The organism is Streptomyces sp. NBC_01689, assembly GCF_036250675.1.
GTDB lineage: Bacteria > Actinomycetota > Actinomycetes > Streptomycetales > Streptomycetaceae > Streptomyces.
Map to the genome: position 1 here is coordinate 241,550 of NZ_CP109592.1, position 19,912 is coordinate 261,461.

Annotated in this window: 15 protein-coding genes; 9 read left to right on the forward strand and 6 right to left on the reverse strand. The window is 76.7% G+C overall.

The window, feature by feature from the left end; translation table 11 throughout:
• Window position 1 precedes the first annotated feature (1 nt).
• A complete protein-coding gene (locus tag OG776_RS00640; protein ID WP_187286077.1) occupies window positions 2-139 on the reverse strand; it encodes a hypothetical protein in 138 nt (45 codons plus the stop codon).
• A 508-nt stretch (window positions 140-647) separates the two neighbouring features.
• Entirely contained in the window at window positions 648-1,256 is a 609-nt protein-coding gene (locus OG776_RS00645; RefSeq protein ID WP_329318112.1) for an ATP-binding protein, read from the reverse strand.
• A 222-nt stretch (window positions 1,257-1,478) separates the two neighbouring features.
• Between OG776_RS00645 and OG776_RS00650 the strand changes: the two genes are divergently transcribed.
• From OG776_RS00650 to rfbD, 7 genes are all read left to right on the forward strand, one after another.
• Entirely contained in the window at window positions 1,479-2,075 is a 597-nt protein-coding gene (locus OG776_RS00650; protein WP_329318114.1) for a TetR/AcrR family transcriptional regulator, read from the forward strand.
• 244 nt (window positions 2,076-2,319) lie between these two features.
• Window positions 2,320-7,716, forward strand: a complete 5,397-nt coding sequence (locus OG776_RS00655) for a non-ribosomal peptide synthetase (RefSeq protein ID WP_329318116.1) — start codon at window positions 2,320-2,322, stop codon at window positions 7,714-7,716.
• A 59-nt stretch (window positions 7,717-7,775) separates the two neighbouring features.
• Window positions 7,776-8,840, forward strand: coding sequence for a guanitoxin biosynthesis L-enduracididine beta-hydroxylase GntD (gene gntD, locus OG776_RS00660; RefSeq protein WP_329318118.1), 1,065 nt, complete (start codon window positions 7,776-7,778; stop codon window positions 8,838-8,840).
• 60 nt (window positions 8,841-8,900) lie between these two features.
• Window positions 8,901-10,133, forward strand: coding sequence for an ATP-grasp domain-containing protein (locus OG776_RS00665; RefSeq protein WP_329318120.1), 1,233 nt, complete (start codon window positions 8,901-8,903; stop codon window positions 10,131-10,133).
• Window positions 10,130-12,262 (forward strand): hypothetical protein, encoded by a 2,133-nt coding sequence (locus OG776_RS00670; RefSeq protein ID WP_329318122.1) that lies wholly within the window; start codon window positions 10,130-10,132, stop codon window positions 12,260-12,262. The genes OG776_RS00665 and OG776_RS00670 overlap by 4 nt, the downstream gene beginning before the upstream one ends.
• A gap of 12 nt (window positions 12,263-12,274) precedes the next feature.
• Window positions 12,275-13,561, forward strand: coding sequence for an MFS transporter (locus OG776_RS00675; RefSeq protein WP_148014850.1), 1,287 nt, complete (start codon window positions 12,275-12,277; stop codon window positions 13,559-13,561).
• Between the two features lie 116 nt (window positions 13,562-13,677).
• A complete protein-coding gene (gene rfbD, locus OG776_RS00680) occupies window positions 13,678-14,568 on the forward strand; it encodes a dTDP-4-dehydrorhamnose reductase (RefSeq protein WP_329318125.1) in 891 nt (296 codons plus the stop codon).
• Between the two features lie 498 nt (window positions 14,569-15,066).
• Here rfbD and OG776_RS00685 read toward each other — a convergent pair whose 3' ends face one another.
• From OG776_RS00685 to OG776_RS00695, 3 genes are read right to left on the reverse strand one after another with little or no spacing between them, the layout of a single operon-like run.
• On the reverse strand, window positions 15,067-15,600 hold the full coding sequence (locus OG776_RS00685; protein WP_261995108.1) for a hypothetical protein: 534 nt from the start codon (window positions 15,598-15,600) through the stop codon (window positions 15,067-15,069).
• The gene (locus OG776_RS00690; protein WP_148014846.1) at window positions 15,594-15,836 is read right to left on the reverse strand and encodes a hypothetical protein; all 243 of its coding nucleotides are present in this window, start codon (window positions 15,834-15,836) and stop codon (window positions 15,594-15,596) included. Before OG776_RS00690 ends, OG776_RS00685 begins: the two co-directional genes overlap by 7 nt.
• Window positions 15,833-15,970, reverse strand: a complete 138-nt coding sequence (locus OG776_RS00695; protein WP_187286124.1) for a hypothetical protein — start codon at window positions 15,968-15,970, stop codon at window positions 15,833-15,835. The genes OG776_RS00690 and OG776_RS00695 overlap by 4 nt, the downstream gene beginning before the upstream one ends.
• A 198-nt stretch (window positions 15,971-16,168) precedes the next feature.
• On the opposite strand from OG776_RS00695, the gene OG776_RS00700 reads away from it, so the two are divergent.
• Entirely contained in the window at window positions 16,169-16,630 is a 462-nt protein-coding gene (locus tag OG776_RS00700; protein ID WP_148014847.1) for a DUF2871 domain-containing protein, read from the forward strand.
• 239 nt (window positions 16,631-16,869) lie between these two features.
• On the opposite strand, the gene OG776_RS00705 is transcribed toward OG776_RS00700, so the two are convergent.
• Window positions 16,870-17,478 carry a TetR/AcrR family transcriptional regulator gene (locus OG776_RS00705; protein WP_148014848.1) on the reverse strand — a complete coding sequence of 203 codons (609 nt, stop codon included), beginning with the start codon at window positions 17,476-17,478 and terminating at the stop codon, window positions 16,870-16,872.
• Window positions 17,479-17,662: 184 nt separating this feature from the next.
• On the opposite strand from OG776_RS00705, the gene OG776_RS00710 reads away from it, so the two are divergent.
• The gene (locus tag OG776_RS00710) at window positions 17,663-19,408 is read left to right on the forward strand and encodes a hypothetical protein (protein ID WP_329318129.1); all 1,746 of its coding nucleotides are present in this window, start codon (window positions 17,663-17,665) and stop codon (window positions 19,406-19,408) included.
• Window positions 19,409-19,912 lie beyond the last annotated feature (504 nt).

The window sequence follows — 19,912 nt, forward strand, 5'->3', positions numbered from 1 at the left end:
GTCAGGCGTTGGAAATCTGGTTCATGATCGTCTTCGGGGAGTCGAAGGCGTCCTCCTCCTCGACGCTGATGTTCGTCTGCGCCAGCTCCTCCGGGTTGTCGGAGTTGTCGATCGCGTTCTTCGTGTCGCGGATACCCATGTCAGCCTCCACAGGCGGCGGGGTTCTCACCGCGGTGGTGCGGTGAGCTGCCCTGGAGCATGCCAGCGGGGCCTCGCGCGGTCCTCGACCACACTCGGGTGCGACGGTCGAGCCCCGCCGGGGCGGACGGGCCGGACCTTGCGGCCCGCCGGCGCGGGCGAGGCGGGTGGAGCGAGGCAGGGCGAAGCGGTGAGGGCGCGTGGGCCGGGGTGCCGGCGAAGGCCGGGAGACGGCGGGTCGGGCACGTCGGACACGCCGCGGGACTACAGGGCCCCGGGACCACAGGACCGCGGGAGCGGGTCGTGGCGCCCCGGCCCGCTGGAGGCACCGTGCCGGGGCCCGCCGCAGAATCGCACGAGAACGGCTGGAGACGGGGCCCGGACCCGGGGGCGCCGCCGAGGCCCGCCCCCGGGGAGCACCCGCCGCACCCGGGCCGGGAGCACCCCGGCGCTCCCTCTCCCCTTGCCCCTGCCCCCTCCCCTGGCCCGCTCCTCGGCCCCCGGGTCGGTCAGGACGTCGGTGCGGGTATCTCGAACCACATGGTCTTGCCGGTGGCCGTGCGGGTGCTGCCCCAGGTCTCGGTGAGCAGGTCGAGCAGTTCCGTGCCGCGCCCGCTCTCCGCGTCGGCGTCGACGAAGCGGCGTACGGGGCCGGTGGACTCGGTGTCCTCGACCTCGCACCGCAGGTGGGAGCCGCGCGCGTACAGGTTGAGCCGCAGCGGGCCGCGGGTGTGGCGCAGGGCGTTGGTGACCAGTTCGCTGACCAGGAGCTCGGTGGTGTCGGCCAGCTCCTCCAGGTCCCACTCGCTCAGCTGGGCGGTCGCCATCCGCCGGGCCCGGCGGACCGAGGTCAGCTCCCGCGACAGGGGCCAGGAGGCGTCCCGGGCGGTGGCCCGGGCGCGCGGCGCGTCGAGCGGCCGCAGGGGCTCCAGGGAGCGCGACCACAGGGCCTGGCTCCGGGCGAGCCATGAGGTGGGCGCGGCCTCCGGCGCCGGATCGACGTCCTGGGCGCGGTCCGTGGCGGCTTTCCGCGCGGGCCCCTCGGTCCGATTCCGGGAGAACCGGGCGAAGAACCCCAGGTACGAGATCGAGGCGAGGTCGACGGCCCAGGCGGCCATGGGAATCAGTCCCTTCCGTACGGCTGGCGGTGATCGCTGCCGGGCGGCCGAGGCCTGTCGACGACCGGGGTGGGCAGCTGCCAGATCCCACATTCACGTAGCGCACGCTACATCCATAAATATACATGTAGCGTGCGCTACGGTAAATACCTGGACATAAGTTGATCAAACGGACGAGCGGGGTGTGTCCGGACCCCGCACGACCGCAGGTGGGAGCCCCTCATGTCACGGCCGCCCGACCCGGCCAAACGACGCGACCTCCTGGACCGGGTCCGCGCCTACATCGTCCGCAACGGCCTGGCCGACCTGTCCCTGCGCCCGCTCGCCCGGGACCTGGGGACCAGCGACCGCATGCTGCTGTACTACTTCGGCAGCAAGGAACGCATGGTCGCCGAGGCACTCGCCGTGTACGAGAGGCGGCCGCTGCTGCGCGCCCACCGGCTGCTCCGCTCCGCCACCTCGCCCCGGGACGCGGCGGGGATGCGCCGCTTCATGGAGGAGACCTGGCGGCAGTTCAGCTCTCCCGAGCTGCGCGCCACGCTCCCCCTCTATCTCGAGATCATGGCCGTCAGCCTGCTCCACCCCGACCGGTACGGGCCGGTCATGCGCAACGCGATGAGCGAGTGGATGCGCCTGCTCACCGCCGCCTTCCGCGATCTGGGCATGACCGAGGCCCGGGCCCGCACGGAGGCCACCCTCCTGCTCGACGCGACCTTCGGCTTGCTCATGGCCCCCCTGACCACCGGCGACTGGGACCGGGCCGGCGCGGCCTTCCACGCCCTCCTCGACCGCCTCGAACCCGGCTGGCGGGACGTCTAGCGGGGGATGCCGGCTCGGGCCCGCCGGACCCGCCCGCCCGGACGTCCCTCCCGCCCCGGCATTCCCGCGCGTCCCGGCGGCCGGCGGCCCCGGCGGCCGTCCCTGACGGCCCCCGGCAGGGGCTCCAGCGGTGCTCCAGCAGTGCGAGACACGCTCTCAAGATCTTGTTGCCAACCTCTTGGCAAGGTTTTGCCAAGGCGGAGCCGTCCGTCCTTCCGAGCCGCTGTCGAAGGAGCGAGCCCGTATGTCACTCTCCGGCCTGATCGAGCAGCACGTCCGTACGCGGCCCGAGGCGACCGCCGTCACCTACCCCTCGGCCGACGGCCGCGGCGTCTCGCTCACCTACCGGGAGCTGAGCGCGGCGGCCAACCGTCTCGCCGCTCATCTGGGGGCGCTGGGGGTCGCTCCCGGGGACCGGGTGGTGACCGCGCTCGGGCCGGGCCCGCACCTGGTGACCGCGTTCCTCGCCGTGGTGCGGGCGGGCGCGGCGTACGTGCCGGTGGACCCGGACCATCCGGAGCTGCGCCGCCGGCTGATCGTGCGGGACAGCGCGGCCCGCGCCGTGCTGACCGAGGGCGGCGGGGCCGGTGGGTACGCGGGGCTGGACGCGGTCGCCGTCGACCTGGACGCGGACGCGGGCCCGATCGCGGCCCGGCCCGCGGACCTGCCGGCCGTGCGGCCGGCGCCCGGGGACGCGGCCTACGTCTGCTACACCTCCGGGACCACCGGCACCCCCAAGGGCGTCGTCGTCCCGCACCGCGCCGTCCTCGACCTGGTGGCCTCCACCGACTACGTGCGTCTGACGCCGGACGACGTGGTCGCCCAGGCCGCCAACCCCGCCTTCGACGCGGTCACCTTCGAGATCTGGTCCACTCTCGCCGCCGGTGCCCGGCTGGTCGGGCTGGCCAAGGCCACCGTCGTCGACCCGGCCCGTTTCGCCGCCGCGGTCCGCGAGCACGAGGTGAGCACCGTCTTCCTGACCACCGCGCTGTTCCACCAGATCGCCCGCGAGCGGCCCGGCGCCTTCGCCCCGCTGCGCACCGTCCTGTTCGGCGGCGAGGCCTGCGACCCGCGCCGGGTGCGGCAGGTCCTGGCGGCCGGCGGGCCGGGGCGGCTGCTGCACGTGTACGGGCCGACCGAGACCACCACGTTCGCCACCTGGCACGAGGTGACCGGCGTCGCGCCGGACGCGCGGACCGTGCCGATCGGGCGGCCGCTGGGTGCCACCGTCGCCGTCGTGGTGAGCGCGGACGGCAGCCCGGCCGCGCCGGGCGGTGTCGGTGAACTCCTGCTGGGCGGGCCGGGCCTGGCCACCGGCTACCTGGACCGGCCCGAGCTGACCGCGCAGCGGTTCGTCGAGGACCGTTTCACCCCCGGCGGCGGACTGCTGTACCGCACGGGCGATCTGGTGCGGCTGCGCGAGGACGGGGCGATGGAGTTCACCGGCCGGGTCGACAACCAGGTCAAGCTGCGCGGTTTCCGTATCGAGCTGGGTGAGATCGAGTCCGTGCTGACCGCGCACCCGGCAGTGTCCGAGGCGGTCGTGTCGGTGCACACCACCGCCGAGCCCGGCGAGGACACCGGGCGCGGCAGGGGCGGCGGGTACGACGGGAGTGCCGGGGGCGGCGGGGGCGGGGAGCGGCGTCTGGTGGCGCATGTGGTGCCGGCCGTGCGGCGGGTGGCGGCACGCGAGAGCGAGCAGCTCACCGAGTGGAAGGAGATCTACGAGACGCTCTACGACGACGCCGGCGAGGCCGCGTACGGGGAGAACTTCGCGGGCTGGAACAGCAGTTACGACGCCCGTCCCATTGCGCTGGAGGAGATGCGGCAGTGGCGGGCGGCGACGGTGGAGCGGGTCCGTGAGCTCGGCGGGCGGCGCGTCCTGGAGATCGGTGTCGGCACCGGTCTGCTGATGGCGCGGCTGGCCGGTGAGCCGGAGTGCGAGGAGTACTGGGCGACCGACTTCTCCGCCTCGGTCATCGAGGCACTGCGGGCGCAGACCGGGGCGGACGAGCGGCTGCGCGGCAAGGTGCGGCTGAGCTGCCGCGGCGCCGACGACCTGGAGGGGCTGCCCGTCGGGTACTTCGACACCGTCGTCGTCAACTCGGTCCTGCAGTACTTCCCCCGGCTGGCGTATCTGCGCACCGTCGTGGAGGGGGTGCTGCCGCTGCTCGCGCCCGGCGGTTCGGTGCTCCTGGGCGATGTGCGCAACCTCGACCTGGCGTCCTGTCTGCAGACCGGGGTCGAACTCGCCACGCGGGCCGGGCGGCCGGAGCCGGCCGACGGCGCGGACGTGTGGCGTGCGGTGGAGCAGCGGGTGGCGCTGGAGACCGAACTGCTGCTCTCCCCGGCCCTGTTCGCGGCGTGGGCGCGTGAACTGCCCGCGGTGCGCGCGGTGGACGTACGGGTCAAGCGCGGCGGTGCGCACAACGAGCTGACCCGCTACCGCTACGAGGCGGTCCTGTCGACCGCCGCCCCGGTGGCGGACCTCTCCGGTGCTCCCCGTCTGGTGTGGGGGCGTGAGGCCGTCTCGGCGGCGGATGTGGAGGCGTGTCTGCGGGCGCGGCGGCCGGCCGCCGTGCGGCTGGCCGGGGTGCCCAACCGGCGGGTGCACGGCGAGTGGGCGGCGATGCGCGCGCTGCGCGAGGGTGCGGCGGGGGCGGCCGGTGCGGCGGCGCTGCTGGCCGACGGCGGCGGCGCGCCCGACCCGGAGGAGCTGTGCGCGGCCGGGGAGCGGGCCGGCTACCGGGCCCTGCCGACCTGGTCGGCCGAGGAGGGCCGGCTCCTGGACGTCGTCTTCGTCGACCCGGGCCAGGTGCCGGCCGGTCCGCTGACCGGTGTGTACGCGGCGCCCGTGGTGGCGGCCGGGGACTGTGCGAACACTCCGACCGCCTTCCGCGGCACCGTCGACACCGAGGTCGTCCTGCGTGCCCATCTGCAGGAGCGGTTGCCGGACTACATGATCCCGTCGGCGCTGATGACGCTGGCGGCGCTGCCGCTGAACGCCAACAGCAAGGTGGACCGGGCCGCGCTGCCGGCGCCCGCGTTCAGTGCCGACCGGCCCGGTACGCCGCCGGGCACCCCGCTGCAGGAGATCGTGCGGGATCTGTTCGCCGAGGTGATCGGGGTGCCGCGGCGCACGGTCCACGCCGACTCCGACTTCTTCCGGATCGGCGGGCATTCGCTGGCCGCGGCCCGGCTGCTGGCCCGGGCGCGGGCGGTGCTGGGTGCCGACCCGGGCAGCCGTGCCCTGTACGAGGCACCCACGCCCGCGCTGTTCGCCGCTCTCGTGGGTGACGGGCCGGCCGACGCCACCGGGCCCGGCCGGGCCGGTGCCGGGGAGGGCTGCGCGGTGCTGCCGCTGCGGCTGCGCGGCGCTTTGAGCGTTCGGGCGCTGGAGGAGGCGCTGGGCGATCTGGGGCGCCGTCACGAGGCGCTGCGCAACAGCCGGCTGGGGTCGGCGGGCACCCGGCTGCGCACGCCGGCCGCCGACGACCATCTGCTGGAGCTCACGCTGCCGGCCGGTCTGGTCGACCTGTGGTCGCACACCCCGCTGGCCGCCGAACTGGCCCTGGCCTACGGGGCGCGGGCCACCGGCGGCGCCCCGCACCGGGACGGCGGCGCGCCGGAGGCGGCTCCGCGGGCGCTGGCCGGTGATCTCGCGCCCACCGTGGTTCCGGGCAGCGGGCCCACTCCGGCCGGCGGGCGGGACGGCGGCCGTCTCGGCCTGGACTGGGACGCGGGCCTGCACGAGCGGCTGGTCCGGCTGGCCGCCGAGCAGGGCGTCACCCTGTTCATGGTGGTGCACGCCGCGCTCGCGGCCCTGCTCGCCCGGCTCGGCGCGGGGGACGTCGTCACCCTGGCCGCGCCGGTACCGGCCCGCGACAGCGCCGCTCTGCGCCGCGCGGTGGGCCCCTACGGGCGGGTGCTGGCCCTGTCGGTGGACACCTCGGGCGACCCGGCCTTCACCGAACTGCTGCGGCGGGTGCGCGCCGCCGACCTCGCCGCCTACCGCGACGGCGGTGCGGCGCTGGCCCGGCCCGGCGGGATCGCGCTGAGTGTCCTGGCGGAGAGCTGCGCCGAGTACGAGGCGGCCGGGCTGACCGTGCAGGCGGTGCCGCCGCAACTCCCCGCGCAGGACGCCGGTCTCGATCTGACCCTGACCGAGCGGCAGACCCCGGCCGGTGCGCCGGCCGGCATCACCGTCAGCGCCGCCTTCGACCACGGCAGTGTCGGGGAGGCGGCCGCCGCCCGTCTGACCGGTCTGCTGACCGCGTTGCTCGAAGCCGCCGCGGACGCTCCCGCCACCGTGCTGAGCAGGCTGCGCACCGCGCCCGGTTCACCGTCCGACGGTGTGCGGCGGTGGGCGGGGCCGGCCCTGGACCTGCCGGAGGCCGGCGTCGCCGACCTGTTCGCCGCCCAGGCCGCCCGTACCCCCGGCGCGCCGGCCCTGGCGGGCATGGACTACGCCGAACTGGACGCCCGTTCCGACCTGCTCGCCCACGCGCTGCTCGCGCACCGGGCCGGCCCCGGCACCGCGGTGGCGACCGCGGTCGCCTCCCCGACCGGCTTCGCGGTCGCCGTCCTCGCCATCGCCAAGACCGGCGCCGCCTGCCTGCCCCTCGACCCGGCCCGCGCCCTGCCCGCCCTCGCCCGGCCGGCCGTCCTGCTCCTCGACGAGGCCGCCGACCGGGCCCTGCCGCCCGTGCCCGGCGCCGCCCGGCTGGTCCGCGACCCGGCCGCGGACCTGCTGCCCGCCACCCCGGCCCGGCCCGTGCGCCCCCCGCACACCGCGCACCCCGCGCACCCGGTGGTGCTGGCCCCCGCCACCCGCGACGCCACCGGCACGGCGGGGGCGGGCGGTCCGGCGGGCGCGCTGGTGGAGATCGGTCCCGAGAGCGTCGTCGCCGCCACTCTCGCCCCGGCCGCCGACGCGGCCTGGCTGACGGCCGGTTACCCGGACGCGGACACCGCGCTCGGCCTGCTCGCGGCCCTGGTCGGCGGCGCCCGTGTCCACCTGCCCGCCGCCCCGCCGGACGGCGCCGCGCCCGACGCCGTCCTGGAGCGGCTGCGCGGCTGCGGAGCGAGCGTGCTGCTCGGCGGTGACGCCGCCACTGCCGCTGCCGCTGCCGCTGCCGACGCCGGGGACCTCGCGCTGAGCGTGCCCGGCGGCTGGCCGGAGGGCCGGCTGCGCGTCGAGCACACCCCCGCCGGACCCCGGCCCGCCCCCGGCCACCGCGCCTACGTCCTGGACGCGCACCTGCGGCCCGCCGGGGACGGCCGCACCGGGAGCCTGTACATCGCGGGCGTCGGGGTCGCCCGCGGCTACACCGGGGACCCCGCGGCCACCGGTGAGCGTTTCCTGCCCGACCCGCTGGCCGGCCCCGGCGCGGGGACCGCCCTGATGTGGCGCACCGGCCGTGCCGCCCGCATCGACGCCGACGGCCGGCTGACCGTCCTCGGCGGGCCGCCCGCCGACGATCCCTTCGCCGACGAGTACGCCACCTTCGTCGTCCTGTCCGACGACCGCGACCGGCACGCCCTGTGGCCGGCCTGCGTGCCCGCTCCCGAGGGCTGGCACGAGACCCACGCCGAGGACCTGTACGAACTGTGCCTGGACCATCTGCAGACCACCCGCTGAACCGGCCCCGCCCCGCAAGCGCCCACCCCACCCGCGCCCGTAGCCGTAAGGGACCCGCCATGACCGTCAACGCCCCCGCCCGTTCCGTCCGTTCCGTCTCCTCCGCCCGCCCGGCCGCCGCCCGCCCGGGGCCCCTGCCCGTCCCGGAGCAGGCCGGCGACCCCCGCCACCACGTGCTCGACCTGACCGCCCGCGAGGCCCGCGCGGCCCACGTGCTGGCCGCGGCCTGCGCCGAGACGTTCAAGGCCGCCGACGACCCCCGGTTCCTCGACGAGGCCCCGGTGATCGCCCACGAGCTGCCGCTCGCGGTGCGCCGCCACCTCAACTCCGCGCGCCGCGACGAGAACACCCACGCCACCCTGGTCCGCGGCCACCTCGTCGACCAGGCGGCCCTGGGCCCCACCCCCCACCACTGGAGCACGGCCGACACCGGGGCGAGCCAGGTCCACGGCTGCCTGCTGGTGCTGTACGCGGCGCTGCTCGGCGACATCACCGGCTGGGCCACCCAGCAGGCCGGCCGGCTGGTGACCGACATCCTGCCCAGCCGGGGCTACGAGCACAGCCTCGTCTCCGCCTCCAGCGCACGGGAACTGGCCTGGCACACCGAGGACGCCTTCTCCCCCCACCGGGCGGACTGGGTCGGCCTGTTCGCGCTGCGCAACCCGGGCCGGGTGCCCACCACCGTCGCGCACATCGACGCGCGCCGGGTGCCCGCCGCGGTGCGCGCGGTGCTGGCCCAGCCGAGGTTCGCCGCCCGGCCCGACACCTCCCACGAGTTCAGCGCCGACACTCCCGCGGCCGAGCCGGTCGCCGTCCTGTCGGGCCACCGCGACCGGCCGGTGCTCCGCATCGACCGGGACTTCTTCACCGCGCTGCCCGGCGACGAGGAGGCCGGACGGGCCCTGGCCTGGCTGGTGGCGCACCTGGACGCCAACCTCACCGACGTGCTGGTGCCCACCGGCGCCGTCTGCTTCCTCGACAACCGCAACGTGGTGCACGGGCGGCGCCCCTTCAGCGCCGGCTTCGACGGGTCCGACCGCTGGCTCAAGCGCGTCAACCTCGTCCGCGACCTGCGGCGCACCCGCCCCGGCCGCCTCGACGGCGCCACCCGGGTCATCGGCTGACGCCCCCGCCCGCACCGCCCCGCCGGCCCGCGACCGTCCGCCCCAACCCAGGAGACCGCCATGCCCAGCACACCCGCCCGCCCCGCCGTCCTGCTCGTCGAGAGCCGCCGGGCCACCTTCACCGACAGCGTCCTCGCCCGCGACGACGTGGACGTCGTCCTGCTGCGCTTCGACTCCGTGCCGCTGGACGAGGACCACCTGCGGCGCACCGCGCACCTGCCCACCTTCACCCTGCGCACCGCCGCTCCCCCGCACGAGGAGGCCGCCCGCTACCTGCGCTGGATGAAGGGCACCCGGGGCCTGCCCCGGCCGCGGTTCTTCTGCAACCCCAACGAGGCCCTGCAGGACCGCGCCCAGCGGTTCGCCGCCCTCGTCGACCTGCCACACCTGACGCCCCGTCAAGTAGCGTGGGTGCGCAACAAGAAGACCATGAAGGACCGCTATGCCGAGCTCGGCATCCCGCACGCCGCCTACCGCGCCGTGGAGAGCCTCGACGACGTCGCCGCGTTCGGCGACACACACGGCTGGCCGGTCGTCCTCAAGCCCGTCGACTCCGACTCCTGCCTGCACACCTACCGGGTGGACTCCCGCGCCGCGCTCGCCGCGATCCCGCCGCTCGACCCCCGACTCGACTGGATGGCCGAGGAGTTCGTCCACGGCCGCGAGTTCCAGCTGTGCGCCGTCGTCGCCCGCGGCCGGGTCGTGGACGCCTACCTGTCGAAGAACCCCCGCCCCATCCTGGAGGTCCTCGACGGCGCGATCAACGCCAACATCACCTACGCGCCCGGCGAACCGCTCCCCGTCGACGCGCGGGCCCTGGCCCAGCGGCTCACCGACGGCCTGGAACTGCCCTTCGGCTATCTGCACGGCGAGTTCTTCCTCACCGACGACGGCTCCTTCCGCATGAGCGAGGTCGCCGCCCGCCTCAGCGGCTGCGAAGTCCCCGTGAACCACTCCCTCGCCTACGGGTTCGACTTCCTGCACGTCATCCTCGACACCTACCTCGACCGCGTCCCGCAACCCGTCTACACCCGCGACCGGGCGGTCGGCGACCTGCTCCTGCCCACCCGGCCCGGCCGCGTGGTCCACATCAGCTCCGAGGAGGAACTGCTGCGGCTGCCCGGTGTCATCGGCGCCCACCTGGACGCCGCTCCCGGCGACGTCCTCGACCCGCCCCGCGCCTCCCACGCCTCCACCGGCTACGTCCATGTCGAGGGCGCCACCGCCGAGCAGGTCGAACAGCGCATGCGGGCCGTCCTCGACCACTTCGAGCTGAAGGTGGACCACCCGTGAACACCGCCCCCGCCCTCACCGCACCGGCCCGCCCCGGCACTTCGGCCCCCGCCGACGCCCCCGCCGGCCCCGGCTCCGGCCCCGCGAACACCCGTACCCTCAGCGGCGGTCGGGCCCCCGCCAACGCCCCCGCCGCCCCCGGACCCGCCCGCTCGGCCGCCCCCGGCGGCACTTCGGACGCCGTGAACACCCCGGCCGCCGCGCACGCCGGGCCCGCGGCCGGGACCGGGCAGGGCCCGCTGTTCGCGGCGTACACCTCGCTCGACGACTACACCCGGGCCGTGGCCCGCGGCCGGGGCCCCCTGCCGGTGTTCACCGGCCCCCGCACCGACCTGCTGGACGGCATCGCCCTGGCCGAGGACGTCTACAGCGGCCTGCGCACCCCCGAGCCCCGCGACACCGGCGTCATGACCGGCGGCCCGCTGCCCGCCGCGCTGAACGCGCTGATCCGCCCGCTGGCCCGGCACTGGGTGAACAGCCCGGACGACCTGCCCGGCACCGGATCGGTGCTGCTGGTCGGCGAGTACGCCCACCTGCGCGCCGACGCCGTGCAGCACGTCCTCGACGCCGCCCACGCCACCGGCCGCCCTCTGTCCCTGCTGACCGGACGCGACCTGCACAGCCTCAGCTGGACGGCGGCCAAGCAGTACGCCCGCGTCGTCCCGCACGCCCCCGTCGGTGTCCTGTCCGAACTCGACACCGCCGCCCCCGCACCGCAGGCCGACGTGTGGCTCGGCGCCGACGACGTCCACCGCCTCGACGTCCAGCAGATCGCGCTCGGCCGCGTGTGGCGGCGGGTCCTCTTCCACGGCAACGGCAAGGACGACCAGCTCAACCTCGGCCGGTTCACCCTGTGCGGAGCCAGCCCCGCCGCGCCCGCGCCCGGCATGCCCGGCCCCCGCTGCGCCTACGGCCTGGGCTGCACCAAACCGCAGGACAAACTCATCCCCGCCCGCGGCATCCGCACCGCCGAACTGGTCCTGGCCAACTGCTTCAGCGGCGCCCTCGCCGGCCACGCGATGTACGACCCGAAGTACCTCATCCTCCTCGACGCGCTCGACGGGCCCGCGCAGACCGTCATCGCCACCCTCACCGCCTGCGACGGACAACGCCCCGAGAACCTGGCCTGGCTCACCGCCGCCGAGGCCGCCGGCAGCGCCGCGCTCGCCATGAACCACCGCCTGCACGACATCAACCCCTACCCGGCGTTCGTCCAGACCGGCCTGCAGTCCTCCGCCCTCGACCCCGCCCGCCCCCACTCCCCCGCCGGCACCGGCACCGCGGCCGGCACCCGCACAGCCACCGCCGCCGACCGTGCCCGGGAGGCAACCCCGGAGGCGCCCGCGGACACCGCCGGAACCGGCACCGAGCCCGGCACGGCCGCCCCCCACCCGCCACTGCACCGGCTCGGCGCCCGCCTCTCGGGCCTGCTCGACAGCGGACTGCTGGGCCCCGACTACCCGCTGCGCCCCCGGCTGCGGGCCCTGGCGGACACCGTGCTGCGCGACGCGGTGCGCACCGTGGCCCGCTCCGCGCCCGACGCCGGCCCGGCCCTGGCCGCGATCGCCGCCGAGACCAAGTCCCTCGACCTCGCGCTGGCCCACCGCTTCGCCAAGCACCACGACGACCCCGCCCTCGCCTTCCCCACCTACTTCGGCGAACGCAGCACCGCCGGGACCCCCCGCGCGCTCGACACCCCGTGCGCCTGCGGCCGGCCGCTGCGCTCCTACCGCCGCCAGGGCCGGGTCCCGGCGATCGCCGACACCGTCCAGACGGTGTGCGCGCGCTGCGGCGACGTCGCCAACGCCCACACCGGCGCCGTCGAACTGCACGTGAAGGCACCCGCCGAGGCGGCCGCCGGCAGCACCTTGCACGTGGTCGTGGAGGCGGTGGCCCCCCGCGACGGCACCCTCAACCTGGGCATCGTGCTGCCGCTCTACCTCGACGCCCGGGTGGGCCCCGTACTGCGCCGCGTCGACGCCGTCGCCGGACGCCGCGCCCACGCCGAGTTCACCCTCGACCTCGCCCCCCAGGCCACCCCGCAGGCCTACTACTTCTGCCCCTTCGCCGTACAGGACCTGGGCATGAGCGTCTCCCGGGTGCACTTCACCGTCCTGCCCCGCCGCTAGGGAGAACCCGCCATGGAACCCGCCACCGCCGCGCCCGGCCACGCCCCGCGTCCGCGCGGTCCGCTCGGCCACCGCCCCTTCCGCCGGCTGGCCGCCGGACGGGCACTGGTGTACTGCGCCAACGCGATGGCCCCCGTCGTCCTGGCCTTCGCCGTCCTGGACACCTCCGGCTCGGCCACCGCGCTGGGCCTGGTCGTCGGAGCCCGCTCGGTGGCCAACGTGGCACTGCTGCCGGCCGGCGGGGTCGTCGCCGACCGCATCCGGCGCACCCTGGTCGTACGGGGCTCCGCGCTGGCCGCGTGCGGGACGCAGACGGCGGTCGCGGTGAGCGTGCTGCTGGGCCTCACCTCCCTTCCGCTGCTGACCGTGCTCAGCGTCCTCAACGGCGCGCTGGCGGCACTGTCGCTGCCCGCCTCCGCCGCGCTGACCCCGCAGACCGTGCCGGCCGGCCTGATCCGCCCGGCGGGTGCGCTGATGCGGATGGGCACCAACCTCGGCATGATCGCGGGAGTGTCGCTGGGCGGCGCGGTCGCCGCCGGGTGGGGAGCCGGCTGGGGACTGGCCTGCAGCGCGGCCGCGTTCGGCGCGGCGGCCTGGTGCTTCCTGGGCGTACGCACCGCGGACCCCGGCACGCCCGCGCCGGGCCGCACCCGCCCGCTGCGGGAACTGCGGGCGGGCTGGCGGGAGTTCACCGCGCGCCGCTGGGTGTGGATCGTGGTGGCACAGTTCATGGTCGTCAACGCCGTGGTCGCGGGCGGTGTGCAGGTGCTGGGACCGGCCGTCGCCGACGCCACGTTCGGGCGCGGTGCGTGGGGCGCGGTGCTGGCCGCGCAGATGGCCGGGGCCCTGCTGGGCGGGGTGTTCGCGGCGCGGTCCCGGGCCCGGCGGATGCTGCTGGTGGGGGTGGCGGCGGTGGCGGTGGAGGCGCTGCCGCTGGTGGTACTGGCCCAGGGCGGCGGGGCGCTGCTGCTGGGCGCGGCGATGTTCGCCAACGGCGTCGCGCTGGAACAGTTCGGGGTGGCCTGGGACGTGTCCCTGCAGGAGAACATCCCCGCCGACCGGCTGGCCCGCGTGTACTCCTACGACGCGCTGGGCTCGTTCGTGGCCCTGCCGGTGGGCGAGATGGCCGCGGGTCCCGTCGCCGCGCACGCCGGGACCGGCGGCGCGCTGCTGGGCGGGGCCGCGCTGGTGGTGTGCGCGACCGCGGCGGCGCTGTGCAGCACCCAGGTGCGCTCGCTGACCGCCGCCCCGCACCGGCCCTCCGCCGCCCGGCCGGCCCAGCCCCTCCCCGCCACCTGAACCACGCCGGCGCCCAGCAGCGTGCCACCGGGCGGTGCGGTGCGGTGTGCCGCCGGGCGGTGCGGTGCGGTGCGGTGTGGTCCGGTGGAGGGTGGTGTGGACGCGAGGAGGGGTGGATGACGCGGTGGCTGGTCACCGGGGGCGGCGGGGCGCTGGGCCGCGAGGTGCGGGCGCGGCTGGCCGGCGGCCGGGTCACCGCGCTCGACCGGGCCCGCCTCGACATCACCGATCCGCGGGCCGTCCGTGCCGCGGTCACCGGCCACGACGTGGTGGTCAACTGCGCCGCCTGGACGGACGTCGACGGCGCCGAGCGGGCCGAGGCCGCCGCGACCGCCGTCAACGGCACGGGCGTACGTCACCTGGCCCTCGCCTGCCGCCGCACCGGCGCCCGGCTGCTGCACGTCTCCAGCGACTACGTGCTGCCCGGAACCGGCACCGAACCCTGTCCCGAGTCGGCCCCGACCGGCCCGGTCAACGCCTACGGCCGCAGCAAACTGGCGGGCGAACGCGCGGTCGCCGAACTCCTTCCGGACACCGGCTACATCGTGCGCACCGCCTGGCTGTACGGCGAACACGGACCGAACTTCGTCTCCACCGTCCTTGCTCTCGCCGCCCGCAGGGACACCGTCGACGTCGTCGACGACCAGTACGGGCAGCCCACCTGGACCCACGACCTGGCCGGGCTGCTGGTCGCGCTCGGCCGCGCGGGCGGGGCCGAGCCGGGCGTCTACCACGCCACCGCCGCCGGCCGCACGACCTGGTACGGCCTGGCCCGGGCCGCGTACGAACTCAGCGGGCTGGATCCCGACCGGGTGCGCCCGACCACGTCGGCGGCCTTCGCCCGTCCGGCGCGCCGCCCCGCGTCCAGCGTTCTGGGCCACGCCCGCCGGGCCGCGGCCGGCCTGCCCGGGCTCCCCCACTGGCGCACGTCGCTCGCCGAGGCACTGCGCCGCCCCGCCTTCACCGCGCTCGTCTCCCGCGACACCGTCCCCCGACCCGTACCGTGAGGAGGCCGCGACCGCGGCCGACCGCCCCGTGTGCCGCGCCGGTGCGACACGGACACCAACGCCCTTTCCAGGAAGCGGTGTTGGGGCAGAGTGGCGAGACACCGGACCGGGCGGGAGACCGACGGCGTGCACACCCGACGTCCGCCGGACGGCCGTCCGACTGTCCGGCCGCGCCGCGCGTCGCGCCTGCGCCGCGCGCGGGTGTCGCCCGCAGGGCCCGCGAAGCCGCGTCGTGGTCCGTGGAAGCTGGTCGGTCTCCCGGGCCGTGGCGGGGCCACGCGGCGGCGCCGGGGCCGACCACCGTACGGACCGCACCGGACCGGTCCGCCACGTGTCGTCAACGCGCTTCCTGCGAGGCCGTGTTGTGTCCCGGTCGGGCGGAGCCGGGCACCGGTCCGGCTCCGACGCGGGCGCCCGTCGCGGTCCCGGGCGGCGGTGTCCGTCGTACCGCCCGCCGCCCGCGGTGTCCCCGCGGCCGTGGGCGGGCCGGGGCGGGTGTCAGGCCGGGCGGGCGGCGGTCCAGGCGGCGAGTTGTTCGGGGGTGACGTCCGGGTCGGCGACCAGGGAGGCCAGTTCGTCGTCGGTGTGGTGGCGGGTGGCCAGTGCCGGGCAGCGGCGGCAGCCGTCGACACCGGCCTGCGCCCACCACTGGCAGCCGGCCCGCAGATGGCAGCGCGGCACCGCACCGCCCGCCGGCGCCGGGTAGGCCGCCACCACCCGTTCCACCAGGGTGCAGTCGCCGCCCCGGCGGTTGGCGCAGCCGGCGACGCAGTGCGAGGCGAACCGCAGGATCCGGCGCGGTTCGATGTCCTCGGGGATCTGGTCGAGCACCGCGGCGGCCGGGACCGCCTCGGCGAGGTAGGTCACCTCTCCGTCGAGGCCGGAACGCACGCCCAGGACCAGCGACTCCGGCGCGTGCGCCGCACCGCTGGGACACCAGCTGACGCGGGGGTCCGTCCCGGCGGGGGCCGGGAGCGCGGGCTGCCGCCCGGCGGCGGCCGCGTCCGGGCGGGCGGGGCCCCGCGTCAGCACGGCAGCACGGCCGGGACGTCGACGCTCAGTCCCCGCGCCGCCGGGGACAACGGCGAGCTCGCGGCGGCCTGTTCCCGGGCCACCGCGCCGGCGATGTCGCGGGCCAGCTGTGCGCGTGAGGTGATGCGCTCCGGGCCGGTGCGCGGCTGCGCGGGTGCCGCGCCCGCGGCGGCCAGGACGAGCCCGGTGGCCGCGACGGCGGCGGCGACGCCCGTGGCGCCGCGGGGGTGCTTCATACCGCCTCCTCCGGGTCGCGCGGCGACGGCGGGGTGACGGGCCCGGGCGTGACCTGGGCGCTCGCCGCGCCCGCGGCGGCCAGGACCAGTCCGGTGACCGCGGCGACGGCCGCGACCGTACGGGAGTGCCTCATGCGGATGCCTCTCGTTCTGCGGGGGACGAACCTCGACGCCCCAGCGTGGCCCGGGACTTCGCAGAGGCCCTCGAGACCCGCTGGAGGCGGGCTCGAACGATCTCCGAAAACGGGCGAAGGGCTCACGCCGGAGTGCTTCAATGGCCCCCGTGAAGGCCTGAATTGACCGGCAATGACCAGCAGGGAGCGAGCACGGGGATGCGGAAGTCGTATTACGCGGCACACGTCTACATGATCCTGGGAGTGATCTCCGGTCTGTACTACCGGGAGTTCACCAAAGCCAAAGACTTCGACGGTGACACCCAGCTGGCGCTCATGCACACCCACCTCCTCGCGCTGGGCATGATGGGGTTCCTCATCGTCCTCGCCCTGGACAAGCAGTTCGGGCTGTCCGGGACGAAACTGTTCACGTACTTCTTCTGGTTCTACAACGCGGGCATCGCGATCACCGTCGCCATGATGTTCGTGCACGGCACCGAGACCGTGCTCGGCGACCACGTGCCCGAGGCGGTCCCGCTCACCGCGGGCCTGGGGCACACCCTGCTCACGGTCGGCCTCATCCTGCTGTTCGTACTGCTCGGCAAGCGGCTGAACGAGCCCGCCGGAGCCGGACCCGCCGAGCCGGAGCAGCAGGCCGAGACGGCCAGGACCCCGGTCTGAACCACCACGCCCCGGCCCGGGAATGCCCCCGAACCGGCAGGCCCCGAACGGGCGCGCTCCTCGACCGGCGTACGGCCGGGCGGGGCTGACGGCGAGCCTGCCCGGCTCCGGGCCCACCAGGCATGCGGGACCGGGGCGCGCGGGGCCGGGGCGCGCCCGCGGTCGGGGCCCGTGGGCGTGTGCCGGTCGCGTCCGTCGGGTCAGGCGTGTCCGTCCCGCCCGCCCGTCCTGTCCGTCCGTCAGGCGGGCTGGGCGGCGGGGCCGAGGAGAACCTCGGTGAGCGCGGCCAGCCGCCGGCCGGTGAGGCCCGGGCGCAGCCGGCCTCCCCCGGTCAGGACGGCCAGACCGTGCCAGGCGCTCCACAGGACCTCGGCCAGCAGATCGCCGTCGCGGCCGGCGGCGACGGGTGCGACGGCGAGGCCGATCTCGGCGAGGACGTCCGCGAGCGGCGCCGGTGCGTCCCCGGTGCCGGGGGTCTCCTCGGGGGTGCCGTCGTCTCCCGGGTCGAGGGTGAGCATGGCCTGGTAGAGGACGGGTCCGCGCGCGGCGAAGTCGACGTAGGCGCGGGCCACCGCGTCCAGGGCGCCGCGCGGGTCCGGCGTGCCCAGGCGGGCGGCGCGCAGCTCGGCCGCGAGTTCGGCGAGACCCTCCAGCGCGACCGCGTGGACGATGGCGTCCTTGTTCTTGAAGTGCTGGTACAGCACGGGCTGGCTGTATTCGATACGGTCCGCGAGACGCCGCGTGGTGACGTAGTCCCAGCCTTCGGCCTCGGCCATCTCGCGGGCCGTGGTGAGGATCAGGCGGTGGCGCTGGGCCTGCTCGCGCAGGCGTCGTTCTCGGAGCGTCATGGCCCGACTTTAGCACTTTCAGCGATAATCGAGCTGTCAGTGATAGGGTTTCTGCCTTTGAAATCGGCGGGGTCGGGGGCGCTCCGTGCGGCGGGGCGGAGTGCCCGCGTGCGGCCGCGTTCGAGCGGCCTTCGAGGCAGGGGCGCCAGCATCGGGGCACGACTGCCCACAGAGAGGGCCACCCATGCTGACGCCGACTCCCCTGGAGGAGCTGCTCGATCTGGCCGCGGACGTCATCGGCGGCGACCGGCGCGTCCTGCCGGCCGGGGCGGCGGGGTCCCCCTTCATCACGCTGGGCGGCGGCCTCGGACAGGCCGTACGGCTGCAGGCGCGCGCCGAGCGGCAGTTGGGCCTGGCCGTGGACCTGGCGCAGCTGCTGGGTCCCGCCCCCCTCGCTGACGTACTGGCCCGGGCGCGGCCCGCCCCGGTGCGGGCCGCGGGCGGCGTGGAGCGGGGAGCGGCCGTACGGGCGCTGCTGCCGGGGCAGTCGGCGGCGCTGGCCGCCGAACGGGAGGCCGGGGCCGGGGCGGTGACCCGGATCCTGAGCGCCGAACTGTCCGGCCCGCTGGACACGGACGCGCTGCGCCGCGCGCTGGCCGCCCTCAGCGCTCGGCACGAGGGCCTGCGGACCGCGTTCGCCGCCACCACGCGCGGGCCCGTGCGGCGGGTGCTCGCCGTCTGCCCCCCGTCGCTGGTCACGCTGGAGGCGGTGGCCGGGGGCCCGGGCGAGGACCTGGTGGCGGCGGCGCACGCGCGGCTGGCCGTGCGGGCCGGGCGGCTGGTCACCCGGCCCGGCCTGCCGCCGCTGGCCTTCGCGCTGACCCCGCTGGCCACCGGTCGCCATCTGCTGTCGTTCGTCCACCACGACGCCGTGGCCGACAGCCGCTCGGCCGCCCTGGTGTGGCAGGAACTGCTCGCCGACTACGACCGCGCCGTGCGCCGCCGCCCGCTGGACCGTGCGCCGCGGCCCGGCCCGGACACACCCGGCCGCGGCGGGGCGGCTCCGGGCGGCCCCGTACGGATGCTGCCGCCCGGAGCCGCCCCGCACCCCGAACACCCCCAGCGCGCCCCGCACCCCGAACACCCCCGACACGCCGAGTCTGCCGACCGCACCGACCACACCGAGTCTGCCGGGCTGCGGCGCGCTGTGGCCGCCGCCCGCGCCGGAATGCCCGGGTCAGCACCGGCGGCCGCCCGCGACGTCCGTGGCGAGCGGCTGCTGCTGGGACTCGGCACGAGGCTGCGGGACGCGGCCGACGCGACGGCCCGGCGGGCCGGCGTGCCGCACAGCACGGTGCTGCTGGCGGCCTGGGCGCTGGCCGTGGGCCGGCGCACGGGCCGTGAACGGCTGCTGGTGGATGCCGAGATGCCGGGCCGGCCCACCGCGGAACTCCTCGGCACCGTCGTGCCGTGCGCGGCGACCGCCCCGGTGGTCTGTGAACTGGAGGGCGGCGTCGACTACTTCCTGCGCGGTGTCGCCTGCGCGTTCAGCGAGGCGCTGCAGTACGCGGATCCGGACGACGGCGCGGCGGTGCGCGGTGCGGCAGCACCCTCGGGCCCTCTCCCTCCCGCCCCGGCGCGGGTGACGTTCGCGGCCCGCGACGAGTTGCTGCCCGCGAGCCTGCGGACGGGCGCCCTGACCGCGCGCTTCCATCACGGACACTCCGGCGCCGTCACCGCGGACGCCGCCCTGACGGTGCTGCGCTGGCACGAACACCCGCTGCTGAGCCTGGAGTTCGCCTCCGCGCGACTCCCCCGGGCACAGGCCGCACAGCTCGCCCGCGCGCTGCGCGCCGCACTGACGGCACTGGTGACCTCGCCCCCGCACACCCCGGTCGACGACCTGGCACTCGCTCCGGCCGACGACCTGCCGAAGAGCCCGGCCGCCCGCGCGGGCACACCCGCCGCCCGCCCTCTCGCCCTGCCCTGACCCACACCCCCGGTCCCCAACTGCGCCGCCCGGCCAGTTGGGTTGCGGGGCCCGGGGCCACCGGGCACGCCGGCCGCCCGCACCGTACGGCGAAAGGACGCCACACGCGGCGGGGGGACGCGCCCTACGGCGACTCCCGGCGACCTCGGCACCTCGGCCCGGCGCCCGCCGTACCACGTCACCGGACACCCGCACCCCCAGCGCCCCCCCAACTCCGCCATCCCGTCACCGGGTTGCGGGCCCGGCGCCGCGGGGTGCTCCGGCCGCCCGCGCGTACCGCGAAAGGACGCGGCGCGCGGCGGAGGACCCGCCGTACGGCGGACGACGGCGGACGACGGCGGACGACGGTGGCCTCGGGGGCACGGCGGCTCGGCGCGTGCCGTGCACGTCGCCGGACACCCGCATCCCCGTCCGGGCGGACGCCGCCGTACGGGCACCCGGGGGCCGGGCGGTGCGGGCCGGCGCCGTACGGCCGGGAGCCGGAGGGCACCGGCGCCGTGCCCC